General features: G+C 42.2%; 6 protein-coding genes. 3 read left to right on the top strand and 3 right to left on the bottom strand.

The features are described 5' to 3' along the window. Position 1: 1 nt before the first annotated feature. From ACSLBF_RS02650 to ACSLBF_RS02640, 3 genes are read right to left on the bottom strand one after another with little or no spacing between them, the layout of a single operon-like run. On the bottom strand, positions 2-6382 hold the full coding sequence (locus tag ACSLBF_RS02650) for an amino acid adenylation domain-containing protein (RefSeq protein WP_440055076.1): 6381 nt from the start codon (positions 6380-6382) through the stop codon (positions 2-4). Continuing rightward, positions 6379-8112, bottom strand: coding sequence for a cyclic peptide export ABC transporter (locus ACSLBF_RS02645; protein WP_440055075.1), 1734 nt, complete (start codon positions 8110-8112; stop codon positions 6379-6381). The genes ACSLBF_RS02650 and ACSLBF_RS02645 overlap by 4 nt, the downstream gene beginning before the upstream one ends. Next, complete coding sequence (locus ACSLBF_RS02640) at positions 8112-10529, bottom strand: penicillin acylase family protein (protein ID WP_440055074.1); 2418 nt, start codon at positions 10527-10529, stop codon at positions 8112-8114. The genes ACSLBF_RS02645 and ACSLBF_RS02640 overlap by 1 nt, the downstream gene beginning before the upstream one ends. 808 nt (positions 10530-11337) lie before the next feature. Between ACSLBF_RS02640 and ACSLBF_RS02635 the strand changes: the two genes are divergently transcribed. The 3 genes from ACSLBF_RS02635 to ACSLBF_RS02625 all read left to right on the top strand — a co-directional run bounded on the left by ACSLBF_RS02635 (position 11338) and on the right by ACSLBF_RS02625 (position 15350). Further along, entirely contained in the window at positions 11338-12006 is a 669-nt protein-coding gene (locus tag ACSLBF_RS02635) for an ABC transporter ATP-binding protein (RefSeq protein WP_440055073.1), read from the top strand. Next, positions 11996-14479, top strand: a complete 2484-nt coding sequence (locus tag ACSLBF_RS02630) for an ABC transporter permease (protein ID WP_440055072.1) — start codon at positions 11996-11998, stop codon at positions 14477-14479. The genes ACSLBF_RS02635 and ACSLBF_RS02630 overlap by 11 nt, the downstream gene beginning before the upstream one ends. A 163-nt stretch (positions 14480-14642) precedes the next feature. Continuing rightward, positions 14643-15350 carry a response regulator transcription factor gene (locus ACSLBF_RS02625; protein ID WP_440055071.1) on the top strand — a complete coding sequence of 236 codons (708 nt, stop codon included), beginning with the start codon at positions 14643-14645 and terminating at the stop codon, positions 15348-15350. Positions 15351-15481 lie beyond the last annotated feature (131 nt).

Here is a 15481-nt window from a genome sequence, read left to right as displayed (position 1 = left end):
TTTACCAATCCATGACTTCGACTTCGTGATTTGAAACTTCGTTGTTGCTTGCTAACTGCGACTGCATCATTTTGATATCTATGAGGCTAGCGATCGCTTGAATTGTTTCTTCATCAGCAACGTCTTTAAATGTAAGAGTGATAGCAAAGGTAGACTCTATCTGTGTCTTCAACTTCAGCATCAGCAGTGAATGTCCTCCTAACTCGAAAAAGTTAGTGACGACGCAGATCTGCTCCTTTGGTCGACCCAGTAACTGTGCACATATTTCACATAACATGTGCTCTGTTTCAGTCACCGGTGCTACAACGTTTTGATCTAAAGCCAGCTTTTCAGGTACCGGAAGTAGTGCCTTATCGATTTTCCCATTGCTGCTTAACGGCCAACTTTCAATAGCAATAAATGCAGAGGGCAGCATGTACTCTGGCAAACTTACTTTTAAGCTGGATTTTACTTCTTCGAAAATCACCACTTGTGAATGCTCACTGGCATTAAGTTGGCAGTAAGCGATGAGTTGCTCAACGTTGCCTAGCGTCTTTAAAGTGACCAAACACGACTCAATTTGTGGATGCTGGAGAATTCGTGTCTGGATCTCAGCCAGCTCGATACGGAACCCTCTTAGTTTGATCTGATCATCCAAACGTCCCAGAAACTCTATTTCACCATTGTTAAGGTAACGAACGCGATCTCCTGTTCTATAGAACAACTGCGTTTTTTGCGTTGGTTCAGACTGTACAAACGGTGGAGTAATAAAGCGTTCAGCTGTCAACTCAGGAAGGTTTAGATAGCCTCGCGCAAGTCCAACACCGCCAATATAAAGTTCTCCAATACAGCCTATCGGCAGTAATTCATGAGCATTACCCAGCACCACAGCTTGGGTGTTCGCAACGGGGCGACCAATGGTTAACAAGCAACCTTCCTTAGCCCGTTGCACCGTGCTACAAATCGATGTTTCCGTTGGGCCATAGCCATTGAAAAATTGCTTACCTGCTGCAAGCCAAACTTTACTCAATTCAGGAGAACATGCTTCACCACCCGCCATAACATGCGTGATATGAGGTAATTGTTCAGGATTCAAGCTATCAAGCATTGATGGAGTCATGAGGATATGTGAAACCCTATCCGTGGCTCTTAACTCTTGTTGGAAATCCATACTACTTGCCAGCTGTAATGTCCCCCCGACGGTCAAAGGGACCGCAATCACTAAGATCGCAGCATCAAAACCAAAAGCAGTAGACTGATAAAAGCAGTTTTGTGAATTGAAGTCCAAAAACGCTGCCGTGTCTTTTACTATGTTAGTTAAGCCGCGATGTTCAACCATGACTCCTTTAGGACGACCCGTTGTACCTGAGGTGTAAATCACATAAGCGAGATCGTCCAACGAATGGCGCACGGGAAGCAAACTATCAGGGGCATAATTGCGACAGTAACTCTCGGCAGCAGCCACTGAAAGTGTAACAAAGTCGAGTGGGGGTTCTGCAAAGTTGCCATGCTCTACCAGTGTCACTGTTGGCTGAGCATCTTCAAGAATCATGTTGACTCTATCATGCGGATAATTAACGTCTATTGGTATGAAAGCCCCTCCGGCTTTAACCACTGCCAATAAAGCAATAATCATTTCTATTGAACGAGGCATGTAAAGCGCGACCAAAGATTCCGGTTTTAGCTGATATTCTTCAATTAGATAAGCTGCTAATTTAGAGGCTCTACTGTTTAATTCAGCATAAGTGATTGACTCTTGCCCACAATAAACAGCCGCTTTATTAGGGTGACAGTTAACTTGCTGTTCAAACAAAGTGACAAAATGATCGCTTTGCTGAATGGCAATCTGCTGACCTTGACTTATGTGCAGTAGTTTTTGCTGTTGCTCTGCCGAAATCACTCGCAAATCTTTGGTCGATAGCTCGGTTAAATGAGTTTGCTCACGGGTTAACTCCGCCAACGTCTCAAGCGTGCTGGTACAAATCTGTTCAATTAGCATAGGTTCAAAAATATCTGCATCGAAATTTGCAGTTATTTCAATATGCTGGTTTGAAAGTTGTACATTAAATTCTAGATCAAACTTAATCGCATTCACTTCCGCACAATATGGCTCCAAACTTGCCTCGCCCAATCGCAGAGACTCAATTGAATGGTCGCGATTAACACCAAAGTTGTCGTTGGTAGTAAGCATGATTTGAAATAACGGTGAATGAGACTGCGCTCGAGCCACATTAAGTTGCTCAACTAAATACTCAAATGGAACATCTTTGTTGGCTTGTGCATCAAGCAGTGTTTGCTTAACGTGTTGTAAGTAGCTAGCGACGGAAGTATGTTGCGTGTTTACACGCAACACCATGGTATTAATAAAAAAGCCAATGAGCGATTCGAGTGTTTTGTGAGGACGCTGTGTAATTGGTGTACCAATAATGATATCGTTCGTATTGCTAAACCTAGCAAGTACCAGAGCCAAAGCACTGTGAAGGAGCATGTACGATGTTAATCGCTGCTGTTTCGCTAGTTGCACAACACTATTAGCCAGCACTTCACCACCACGAGCCTTCACCGTTTCACCAATAAAGCAGCGTACATTCGGTCTTGTTTGCTTAAGAGGTAAACTGTGTTCACTGGGGATGCCACGCAGCTGCTGCTTCCAATACTGTAGTTGCTCATCTAGCAAATGCTCTGCTAGGTGATCCCGCTGCCACTGGGCATAATCAACATACTGAACAGGTAATGGTAGTAAGTTGGGCTCCTCTCCTTGTAAATAAGCTTGATAACAGGTGGTAAGCTCATCAATTAATATTTCAATTGACCAACCATCTGCTGCAATATGATGAACATTGAAGTGCAGCACACCTTGATCTGTTAACAGGTGTACGTAATCTACTTTGATCATCAATTCGTTAGACAAGTCAAAACAATGATTGGATAGTTCAGAAAGCAGTAGGCGAAGCGCTTCTTTCTTTTCATGTTCATCATCAACATCTAGCGTATGCTCTACGATTTCCACCTCTAACGCATCCATACTTTGAACACGCTGCATGGCGACACCATCGACTTCTTGATACACCGTTCTTAGCACCGAATGACGTGCGATTATCGTGGTTAGCGCTTGACGTAATGCATGCAGACACAACTGCCCCGTCACAACAAAGGCTTTGCACATATTGTACTCGCGACTCCCCTCTTGCATGCTATCGAGTAACCAAAGTCGATGTTGCGCAGAAGAAGTCACATAATAAGGCTGACTACCATAAATGGGGGTTATCTGCGGTATTGTTGAGATAGGTTCGAGACCATCAAGGTACGAAGCCAAGTCAGATAATTTTGAGTGTGAAAACACACTTGAAATACCCACTTCGAGATTAAGCTGTTGACGTATCTCTGACACTAGACGCATTGCTAAAATCGAATGTCCGCCTAATGTAAAAAAGTCTGCGTCGACACTAATTAACTGTGGCTGTAGTTCCAGTAATTCAGCCCACAAGGTCACCAAATAACGTTCATTTTCTGATTGTGGTGGTAAGTAGTTTTCAGCGTTTTGAGTTAGCTGTGGTGCCGGCAATCGTTGCTTATTTATCTTGCCATTTGCCGTTAACGGCCAAAGCTCCACAAAGATAAAAAAGCTTGGGATCATGTAACTTGGTAGCGAATGTTCAAGTGACGATTTGATCTCTGTTATCATCACCTGTTCGTCGATAGCTGGTTCAACACTTTGAATATAAGCCACAAGCTGTTTGCTACCAGCAACTTCTTTAGCAATAACTACGTTGCTTCTCACCATCTGATGTTGCTGCAAATGAGCCTGAACTTCACCTAACTCAATACGATGACCTCTGATCTTAACTTGATCGTCAATACGTCCCAGATACTCAAGCACACCATTTTTTCTAAGACGCACCAAGTCACCAGTTTTGTATAATGTTGGACTGCCAGACAGTGATACAAATGGATTAGGTAAAAAACTCTGCTCGGTAAGTTCAGGTTTGTTTAAATACCCTCTCGCCACACCTTTACCAGCTAAGTACAACTCCCCTGCAGCTCCTTCAGGTAATAGTTGAAGTGCTGAATTTAAAACATATCCCTGACTATTGGGGATCACTTTCCCAATGTGAGGTTCATCACTAAGTGGCTGCGTAAACAAAGCGACGGTAGAGTAAGTTGTATCCTCTGAAGGCCCATACAAATTGTAGACTTTGCTAACCTGAGTCTGAGCAAATATGCTATTAACGACCTCACCTTGCAGTGCTTCACCTGCCAAGTTGATCACTTTCACTGAGGATGGGATAGCGTTATTCGCCAATAGCGCTTTAATTGCAGAGGGCACGGTATTAATCAGCGTGATATCTGACATAGAAGTATTCAGTGCCAATGCATTGTCTACAACTTCGATACAACCACCAACACTCAACGGCGCAAACATCTCAAAAATGGACAGATCAAAGTTTAATGATGTGCTAAACAACACCTTGCTAAGTTCATCATTGCTAAACTGTTGCACTGCCCAGTCAACCATTGCACTGGCGTTGCCATGTTCAATCGCGACGCCTTTGGGAACCCCTGTCGAGCCGGATGTATAAATTAAATAAGCCAATGAATTGAGGCTTGCATTGTTCGCTGGCGTATGAGCTGATGAGTAGTCAGATAAGATTGATAGTTTTTGCTCACTCAAGCCGTCGATCACTAAACATTTTTTGGTTATTTTTTGTTTTGTACTCGCGTGGCACAATACCAACATCGGCTTTGCATCAGCCAAAATCGCGTCGATCCTATCTTGTGGGTAGGTCGGATCTAGTGGCACATAACTCATCCCGGCCTTAAATACCGCCAATATGCTAATCACCATATCTACGCCACGGTTTTGGCATATTCCAACAATCGATTCTTCCTCTCCAGAGGAGAATTTTGCACTTAGTAAATTCGCTAATTTATTAGCTAGCCCATTGATTAATTGGTAACTATATTGCTTTCCATGGTGAGATATTGCGATAGCTTCTGGTGATGATTCTGCTACCCGCTCAAAATGTTGGTGTAGCTGTAATCCTGATAAGGGTAGCGCATCTAGATTGCAAGCATTAACCAGGTTGGACGCCTCATTAGGTGTCACTAGTGCGCACTGAGATAACGGCTTATCCCAATTGCTCACTTCGGTAAAATACTGCATAAGAAAGTTCAGGCGACTGGCTAGCAGCTCGATTTCAGGGGCAGAGAAATAGGCATGATTGTAATCAAGCTGTAACTCAATTTGCTCATCTCCACCATCCCAAATGGTCACAGTAAGAGGGGTTTTTTCAACTCCTGAAGTTTGGTAAATCACCTTTGCTGCGGCGCCATCAAACTGTAATTCTTGATAATCAAATTTAAGGTAATTAAAACTCAAATCATAAAAAGAGTGGTCTGTTTCAAATAAACGGTACATATCGCTATTTGGGAACTTTTGATGACGAAAGCAAGTTTTTTGATATCCGCCAATACGCTTAGATAACGATAAGAATGTATCTTCAGATTCTATTTCAACAGGTACTGGCGTCATGCTGGTAAATACGCCTAGGGTCTTTTTTTGTCTGAAGTTTTTACGATTGTGAGCTGGTACACCTAGCACAAGATGCTGCTGATTTGTCAAACCAGAGAAATAAAATGACAACAGTGACATCATAAATTGCGGCATGCCGATGCGAAACCGCGAACACAATGATTCGCATTGTTCAAACCAACTGCGGTCTAGTTGATGTCTATACCTGGTACTCGTTGCCGCCTGGTGCTGGCAAGACGCCGAACCGTGGTACTGTGGTGAAAGTAGCCGATTCTCAGTGATAACATTTTGTTGCTGCCAAAACTCGCGATCTCGCAAATAACGGTTACTCGACAAGTATTCTTGATCGGCATCAGACATTTCTGCATACGATAGCCCATCATCACACCCGCTATTTATGTTGTTGTATAGTTCCGCGAGTTTAAAGGACCAGTTGAGAAATCCCCAACCATCCATAGCCAAATGATGGCTAAGACCAACGTACCAAAACTCTTGATCTGAAATTTGTAGCAAATAGCCAAAGCAAAGTTGCGAGTCAAAAATTGGCAATACCGTTTTAAAACAGTTTTCCAGCCATTGCTCTGCCGAAGCTTGTGGCGCCAGTTCCGAACGAAAGTCAATATAAGGCAGTTCGGTATTTTTTGTTGATGCAATGTACTGAACCACATCGCCCTGCTCTTCAATGATACGCAGTCCAAAAGATTCATGCTCTTTCACTAATTTTGCATGCGCTTCTTTTAGTCTATCCACATCAATAGATTGACAGCGAATATAGCCGCCGATGTTATAGATGGGACTATGCATTTGGTTTAGTTGATCAAAGAAAATATCTCGTTGAGATAAAGTCAGAGGCACTCTTTCGTGTGTCATAACGTCACCACTGGATTCTTGTTTTTTGATGGGGTATTGAGCTGTGATACATCAAACGTCAAATGCTCTTCTTTGGTTAGATGATGAAGCTCTCCACTGTTCATTTTTACGACCTTATCGGCGCAGTAGAAATATCGATCATCATGACTAATAACCACGACAGCTTTATTTTTAGCTTTTAACTCCGGCAAAATTTTAGTGTAGAAAATATGTTTAAAATCAGGATCTTGATCAGCGGCCCACTCATCAAACAGGTAAAGTCCTTTGTTATCGAGAAAACCGACAAGCAGCGCAAGACGCTTACGTTGACCATCGGAAAGTTGAGTAGTAGAAAAATGCCCATTCTGTATAGACACCTTTTGGTCTAGGCGGAAGTCTTTTAAATACTGATTTATCAATGCTTCCGTTTGCTGATCAATGTCTATGAGCAACTGATCAAAAAGGTAAAAACTAGAGTAGATAGAGTAAATTTCATTGCGATAACTGGTAATGTTTTCTGCCGATACTCGCTCATTATCAAATAAAACCTGACCCGACGAAGGGAGATAATGCTGCGTGATTAATTTACTCAGTGTTGATTTACCAGACCCATTCCCGCCGATAATGAACATCACTTCGCCCCGCTTTATCTCGAGATTGATTGGACCGATTGCAAATCCTTTTTCACCGTTTCCGGTGTCATAATGATACTTAACCGAATCCAACTTCATGGTTGACCACGGTGTTATTGCATGAACCTCATCTTTAGCATCCTCTTGAGGCATACCTTTCAACAACTTGTGGACTTTGCGGTGTGATACTGACGCTATAGTCAAGCTTGGAATAGAGTTCAACACTATTGCGATCGGAGTGGTAATGTATAGCAGTGCCATAACGACACCAACGAGCTCATCTTTTCCAATACTGTAATAATTGACAGCAATAAAAGTGATACTGCCAATAACGAAGAAGCACAATAAATCCCCCAAACTGACTGTTGAACGGGTCACTGTGTATCCGAATGACTCTGAGCGAACTAATCGTTGTTCATGCTCAAGTAAAACCTGTTCATAGTAACGCTGTTGTTTGGCCTTATCTAATTTCAGCTCTTTGCTACCGTATATTAATCCCCGAATAGACTCCTGCAGCGTGTCGTTGATCTCTCGATTGCGCTCGAATATCTTTCTTCCTAACATCATCGGCAACTGATAGATCACTACACCCGCAGCAATTGACATTAGCACCAGCTTGAAAACATCTGGATTTAAATAAAGCAAGAACCCTAACATGCCAAACAAGGTAATAATGTTTACAAACATGGCTGGGATCAATCTGGCTCCCATAACAATACGAGGCACATCCAAGTTGATTGCAGCAATTAGTTTAGCGGAACCTATTTGTTCAACAGCAGAAAGTGGTGCTTTACTGATACGTTCATAAAAGTTAACCCTGATCTTGCTCGCCACTTTCGCACCAACATGAAGTAGTAGTATTTCTGATAGGCTACGCGTTAAAAGAATTAATAAGCACACAGTCAGATAGACACCTGCCATTGGATAATTCGAAACCTCAAAACCCAAAAACGTCTGTTTGATATCTGCTTGCTGCGGAAATAAAGGATCAGCAGGCGTAATGCTCGCCATGACCAACGGGATAAGCGCTGAGTAGCTGATACCAGCAAACACTCCCATTAACATGGAAAAGTAAACGTGATTGGGGGCTGCATTAGAAAATAAGCGTAATAAACCCATTACAGTTTCCCCTTCGGAAGCATTTGAAACTGATGCACAACACTCGATTTGTGCAACTCAATTAACTGATTTTGCTCAAATCGCTCTATCATGTTGTCGTAATGTTCGCTTGCGAGCTGCCCGGATTGGCCTGTGGAATTAATGAAAAGGTGCGTCTGCTGATGTTTAGACATTTCTATAATTTGCCTAAAGCCTGCACCAAAATTTTTTTCAAAACCATCTAAGCTATCGAATGCCGTACCTGCTGCATTAACCGTATTAGGGGCTCCATAAGTTGCGATTCGACGTTCAAAAATTCGGTCAAAGAACTTCATCTCACTGAACGGAATGTGCTTATACAAGGTCGTCTGAGCGTGAGAAAGCTGCCAATCTTCAGGGTTATTTCCTAACACACGTGTTAAATCATCGATCGCTTTTTCTAATGATGATTCCAGTATTGTTCGACAGTCTTCAACCACCTCAGTTTGAGCAATATCACACCAGACCGACTGCTTGGCCAACAGCTCTGCTAATACATCTGCTTCTAGCAAAGCTGGCAAAGAGGACAGAAAATTTTGTTCACTACCTTGATCCCAATAACCTTTGGTTTCATCGGCTAGTAGATAGCGAGACAAGTGATGATACCAAGTGTAATAAACCGTAGCGCCGGTACTGTTGACTGTTGCTTGCATATCCCACTCTTGTAGCTGCTTAAGAGCCTGAATTTGTTGCTGGTTTTTTCCTTGCAAAGTCAGCATAACGTTACGCAACTCAGCGACTGACAAATCCAAAGCATCCAGCTGCATTGCGCTGATATAATCCAAGGAAAGTGGCTTATTTTGATCAATCTGCGTTTGAATAAGCTGTTCAATTCGATCTGCTCTGGCCGTTGGGGCAAATTCATGAGAGATAGGAAAAGGGTAATCATCACTCACGTTTGCATTATTGGCATTGACCAAGAAACCCGATTCTGGATTAAACTTTTCTGGCATCTGTGAGAATGGAATAAACGATTTCCAGTTGTTATCAATATCCGATCTGGCTTGGGGATAGCGACCATCCCCCGTTTCTCTGACTGGAATTAAACCGATTCCTTTGAAGCCAATGTTGCCTTGCGAATCGATATAAAACAGGTTCAAAGCTGGCGCGACATGATGTTCTACCGCTGATAAAAATGATTGCCAATTTGTCGCTTTATTTAATCTATAAAAAGTTTCGTAGCTCGAGTCGTGATTTTGAAGAGCGGTCCACTGTAAACTCACTGGCGACTTGGCAACCTCGGCTGCGCTGCTAATAACAGGTCCATGAATGGTTTCTTTGACACGTATCTGCACAGGCTTTAGCTCTGGTGTCAATGAAGTAGGGAAACTTGAGCGCACCTTAATTTCATCAACGCGCATCGCAAAGTCACGCCACTGTCCTTGATACCAGTATTGGTTCGGATTCTCTGGATTCACTTTTTCTACCGTTAAATCCTGCACATCCGCCATCATGTTGGTTCCACCCCATGCGATATGGCGATTTTTTCCAAATACCACCACAGGTAGACCCACCAGCGAAGCTCCTGCAACTTCGTGCTCGTTTATCTGTTGTTTTACAGCAAACCATAAGGACGGGATCTGCAACCCTAAGTGAGGATCATTAGCCAATATTGGATGGCCAGATTTAGTATGCTTGCCTGACACAACCCAAGCATTACTTCCGACATAACGACCACCAACTTTAACTTGTTGTTCCATTTCTAAATGTGCATTTAATAGGGCAGATAAAGAAGCGATGTTCGCCTGCACTGTTTGTTCCGTTGTTACTTGAGGATCTAATGGGAAAAAGGCACCGACATGTTCAGCTCCCATATACTGTCTGGCAACTAGGCGTTGAATTTCTTGCTTATAATTCCCACTAAGATTCAGCGCAAACACCTTAACCCAGGCTAAAGAGTCAACAGGCTGCCAAGGTTCAGGCTCAACTCCAAACAACTCGAATTCAAATGGCAAAGGCGTATTACTGTTTAGAAAAGCGTTGATGCCCAAACTATAGGAATGCAGAGAAGCTACCGCTTCTGGAGACAGCGATTTCAACGCAGACTCTGCGGCGCCATGAAGATTTAGAGTTCTGATCCACGCATCGTAAGCAACGGAGCTTTTGCCAAATACCTCACTCAATGTGCCTTTGCTAAGGCGTCGTTGAAGCTCTAATTGCCACAAGCGCTCCTGCGCATGAAGATATCCCATAGCAAAATACAAATCATGCTCAGAGTTAGCTGAAATAGCAGGAATGCCATACTCATCAGTAGTAATTTCGACTTTTTGCTCTAAGTTTCTCAACTCAACATTCTTGTATTCTGCTAAAGGTGAGAACAAATAACTATGAACAAAGTAAACGAATATGCCAATAAGCAGTACACAACTTACGCCAAGCTTTACAGAAATCCTATTCAACCAACCAACTCCTCACCAAAATACACACAAATGTAAAATGTTAGTAATTTTAATTTGCGCAATTTTAACCATAAAAAAACCAACGTTTCAATAAAAAAACAAAACAACAACATAAAAACACAGATAAGCAACGTTTAGAACAAAAAACGCTCTAATCATAAGTTTTAAGGGTTCGTTTTGCGTAATTTAATAGACTCAAGTTACCAAACAATGAATTCATTATTTATTAAAAGTAAAATAAAAAGTTGTGTTTATGACATTAAATGTAACTAGAAGTATCGTATAGACGAGCACGCTGTGACATAATTTAAACGGAAAGTTGACAAAGTAGGAAAAACTGCATTTTAAACATGAAATTACCTTTAAAAGCAGATGCGTTGATGAAAACTAAAATAAGATAACAGCAACCACGAAATGTAAAACAAGAAACAAATGTTCACAAAATGTAACAATGCGTATCCAAAATAGACCGTCGGACATCTCTTGCCTGTGATAAATAGTTGAGCTTGGGTTGGGCGTTTTAGCAATAATCTCTGTCTTCATCAATCTAACGCAATTAACTATGTAGTTGCCTTTATCGCTCGTCTTCTTACCTTCCTGTTCTGTATACATTTAAGTTACTCAACGATGATGTAAGATATAGAAAACATGGCTATTCAAACGCAGTTATCGTTTTTTAATCTCGGTCAGATTGCTATTGATTAGTGAGCCAATTAGCGACCTTAAAGCTGTTTAGGAACATTTTCACATCTCCTTCACATCCAAAAACCTATTTTTGTAGTCACATGTTCACTAATAGGCTTTAACCATGAATCGCGCTCACACTACTTACATCAATCTGGATCAAGTCGGTCACTCATTTGCAGTAAATAATGAGAAAATATACCTATTTAAAGACTTAAACCTCTCGATATCACAGGGGCAGTCTCACGCCATCATAGGGCCATCAGGAGCAGGTAAATCAAGCCTGTTAATGCTCATGTCGGGCTTAGAGCCCCCCAAAGATGGTCAAGTACAGATCTATGTTCATGGCATTGATCACGAAATCAGTCAATTTAGAGAGAGTATCGGCTTTATTTTTCAACAGTTTCATCTGTTACCTGAGCTAACAGCACTGAGCAATGTCGCCTTACCTCTAAAGCTCCGTGGAATTAAAAATGCTGAGGACCAGGCTGAATATTGGCTGAAAAAAGTTGGACTAAGCCACCGACTTACCCACAAGCCCAACCAATTAAGTGGCGGTGAACAGCAAAGAGTCGCGATTGCGCGAGCGCTGGTGTTTAAACCAAAGTTTATTTTTGCAGATGAACCAACGGGCAACTTGGATGGCAAAAGCGCTTCTGATGTAGCAGATCTGCTTTTTGCTTGTTGCCATGAAAATGGAGCTGGGCTTGTCGTTGTAACGCACAGTGAAGAGCTAGCACAACGAGCTCAACACGTTTTCGCGCTGAGAAATGGGGAATGTCATGTTTGCTAATAGTTTACAACTCGCATGGCACTTTTGGCTGCAAGAAAAGCGTTTGGCCCATACTCGTTACTTACGTTGGATCCAAATTATTCTCATGGCGTTTATTATCACGCTTAGCCAAACCAGCGAGACGATACAGCAGTTTTTAAATAAAAACCTGGCCAATTTACTAGGCGCAGATCTGGTTCTTGTTCATCAAACCCCATTGAAGACGCAACAACTTGATACATTAAAGACATTGTCACAACGACAGATCTTAACTCAAAGCCTAATGGTAACCTTAACCCATAAAAATAAATGGCAGTCTGTAAAGCTCAAGGCCGTTGGCAATGGCTACCCATTGCAAGGGCATTTAGTTACGGCAGCATCATTGCAGAGCGAAGAGGTGCACACCACGTCAGGACCAAAAACTGGCGAGATCTGGCTCGATTCTCGAGCATTGGCAAGTTTAGAAATAGGCACAGGAGAGTCATTACTCATAGCAAATAAAAGCTTTACGGTGACGAAAGTCTTGGTGCATGAACCGGACAGATTAATGGAAGGGCACAGTGTCGATATGCGTGCCATGATTAACCTGAATGATATTGAGCACAGTGATATACCGAAAGATTTAATACAAAACCGCTATTTATTTTCGGCCTCTGCAAGTCAAATAGAACAGATCCTGAAATGGCAAAAAGAGCAGTTACCCTCCGCTCAGGTGTATCATAAAACTGGCGCTCATCCTCTTTCCTTATTTTGGCAACGCACCGAAAATTTTCTCGGTTTAACCTCCATCATCTTATTCTTTATGGCCGCCATTGCGATTGAAAAAATTACCAAAATTCAAACCACAAAAGAGCAATATTTTTCTGCAATTTGTATGAGCCTTGGCGCATCAAGACAAACCGGACTACGAGTCTCCTTTTTCAAGTGGCTTATAAACCTTGTACCAGCCTCCGTTGTTGCACTTCTGTGTTCAGCTTTTTGCTACTGGCTCATCGTCAATTGGCTCTCCAGTACCTTTGTAGACATAACATCACAATGGAGCCTGTGGACTGCGACAAAGTCTATTTTCGTCGTTAGCAGCATCTTTTTTATTTTTCAAACACCTGTCTGGGTTGGCTTAATGAAAAGCTCAACAATGCAGTTGATCAATAGCGCTTTTGGCAGCTCCAGTAATGCTGTAACAATATGCAGTGCCATGATCGTACTGACTTTGGTGGCATTCAGTTATTCAGATAATGCCCTGCTGACCACGATGGTCGTTATTTCGATGTTAAGCTGTATCGCTTTAATAGTGCTGTTCAGCTGGACTGTTCTAACAGTTGGCGAAAAAATGACGAAACACGTATCAGGTCTACTTCCATTTACTTTATTCATGATGAAACAACGCTTAGTAAATAAAAGCACACAAATTTTAGGCGTTGGCTTGTGTAGCTTTTTATTGCTATTTACGTTGATGCTCATGAAAGATTTAGGCGATACTCTTGCTAGCTATGAACGCGAGCATAATGGTAACTTGCTCGTTTCGCAGGCGACACAGGCTCAAATGAAAGACATTGAAACTTGGGCCAACGAGCATGGGATTGAAATTCGCCAACAAAAGCCCTTTTTGTATGCCAACCTACTAAAAATTAACCAAAAAAATCTGAATGAACATACCAATGAACCAAGCGATAGCATGGCAACAATGCGTGATTCTATTCGCTTGCACTGGACAGATACCATTCCCAACAATAATAAAGTCAATCAAGGCTCATGGTGGAATGAGCAATCACAGAATTGGCAACTCATATCCGTGGAAGAAGAAGTTATGACCGACTTGAAATTGGCAATAGGTGACGTGCTCACTTTTTATATCGGCGAGCAAACTATTGATTTTACGATTGCCGCGAGCCACGAATATAAAGCTGGAGCGGGTTCCATTACATTCTGGGTACAAATGCCTGCTAGGGCTTTGGAGCACATCAAAGCACCTCATTACAACATGGCGAGCTTGGAGTTAAACGATGAACAATTTTCCTTACTGGGAGAGTTATGGCAAAAGCACCCTTCTTTACGAATGGTTTCGCTACAAGAAATCACCGCGCGTTTTGACAAAACCTTAGCCATGCTAACACAGGCTATTAGTGGTTTTTCCATACTCATCATTGTCCTTTCTTTTATCGTTATCTTCGCGACCATAAATGCAGTTGAAGGTAATGAGAGAAAGAAAAATAGCGTCATTATGAGCTTTGGTTTAACTCGAAATACCTGCTTAAAACTCAATATGATTGAATGGGTTGTCACCGGTTTAGTCGCCGCATCAGGCGCCATTGCAGCAACTTATTTAGCTGGGGTGTTAATTTATCAGGCGCAATTTTCACTTCCTTACCAGCCGGATTTAACTTGGTTGTTCGGCACATTATTCATTGTAGTGACGACCATAACCAGTTTAGGAATTGCAGCAAGTAACAAGACTTTGTCTAACTCTATCAGAACGCTGCTGCAAGAACAGTGAGTGAGTCTGATTGCAACAAGCAACGAACCGATTTAAACGTGTCTTGTTGCAATCACCTACAAAAAAGCCGTTAAATTTCCTTTGAAAGGAAACAGCAATACGTGTGCAAGTTTTAATAATGATAACCTTGGTAAATAAAACAATAAGCTGACATTGAAGCACGATGAAAAAAACGCCCCCCTTACATATGTTACTGGTAGAAGATCAGCACAATGTGGCAAAAACCATTGCTGAATATATGGAGTTAAAAGGCCATGTTTTGGACTATGCCTACCAGGGAATGCAGGGGTTAGAGTTAGCACTCAACCAATACTACGACCTAATCATCTTAGACTTAAACCTTCCTGCGCTGGATGGTTTGGAAGTGTGTCAGCATATTCGAGAAAAGGCAGATCGCCATATTCCTATTATTATGCTGACCGCCCGAGACAGCATCGAAGATAAAATATCCGGCTTTCATGTTGGTGCTGATGACTACTTAACTAAGCCGTTTTCTTTGCAGGAATTGGAAGTTCGATGCCTCGCTTTGTCAAGGCGTCATTTACTGCAAACCAATCACACTTTACATCTGGGACCGTTACGCATTGACCGTAAACAAAAACAAGCGTTCCGCGATGGACAGCTATTGGCGCTCAGTGTTATGGGGTTAAAAATACTCACCATTTTAGCCGAAGCACATCCTCAGGTTGTAAGCCGCACGGAGTTAAGCTACAAACTCTGGGGTGACCAACCGACAGAGTCTGATGCGCTACGTTCGCATATTTATCAATTGCGCAATGTGCTCGATAAGCCCTTTTCTTATCCAATGGTAAAAACCGTCTTCGGCGCTGGCTTTACACTCGCACTCGAGCAAAACAACCCTAGTGAATAATAACTAATGCGGCATGCTACAGCGCGACTCTTTTTACCTCTTTCAGTGTTGAGTTCGCCAGCAATTGCTCGCTATTACTGGAAAACTCGCCTTGAACTACGTAAAAATAGCAGCACTGTATGAGTTAATCC

Origin of the sequence: Pseudoalteromonas sp. T1lg65 (assembly GCF_051930985.1) — a bacterium.
Taxonomy (GTDB): domain Bacteria; phylum Pseudomonadota; class Gammaproteobacteria; order Enterobacterales; family Alteromonadaceae; genus Pseudoalteromonas.
Note: the sequence above shows the minus strand (reverse complement) of the source record. Positions and strands in the feature narration are given on the sequence as shown.

Bases quoted from the DNA above. Each gene is read 5' to 3' on its own strand.
- ACSLBF_RS02635 (WP_440055073.1), top strand. From the start codon at position 11,338: ATGAATCGCGCTCACACTACTTACATCAATCTGGATCAAGTCGGTCAC.
- ACSLBF_RS02625 (WP_440055071.1), top strand. From the start codon at position 14,643: ATGAAAAAAACGCCCCCCTTACATATGTTACTGGTAGAAGATCAGCAC.
- ACSLBF_RS02630 (WP_440055072.1), top strand. From the start codon at position 11,996: ATGTTTGCTAATAGTTTACAACTCGCATGGCACTTTTGGCTGCAAGAA.
- ACSLBF_RS02650 (WP_440055076.1), bottom strand. From the start codon at position 6,382: ATGACACACGAAAGAGTGCCTCTGACTTTATCTCAACGAGATATTTTC.
- ACSLBF_RS02645 (WP_440055075.1), bottom strand. From the start codon at position 8,112: ATGGGTTTATTACGCTTATTTTCTAATGCAGCCCCCAATCACGTTTAC.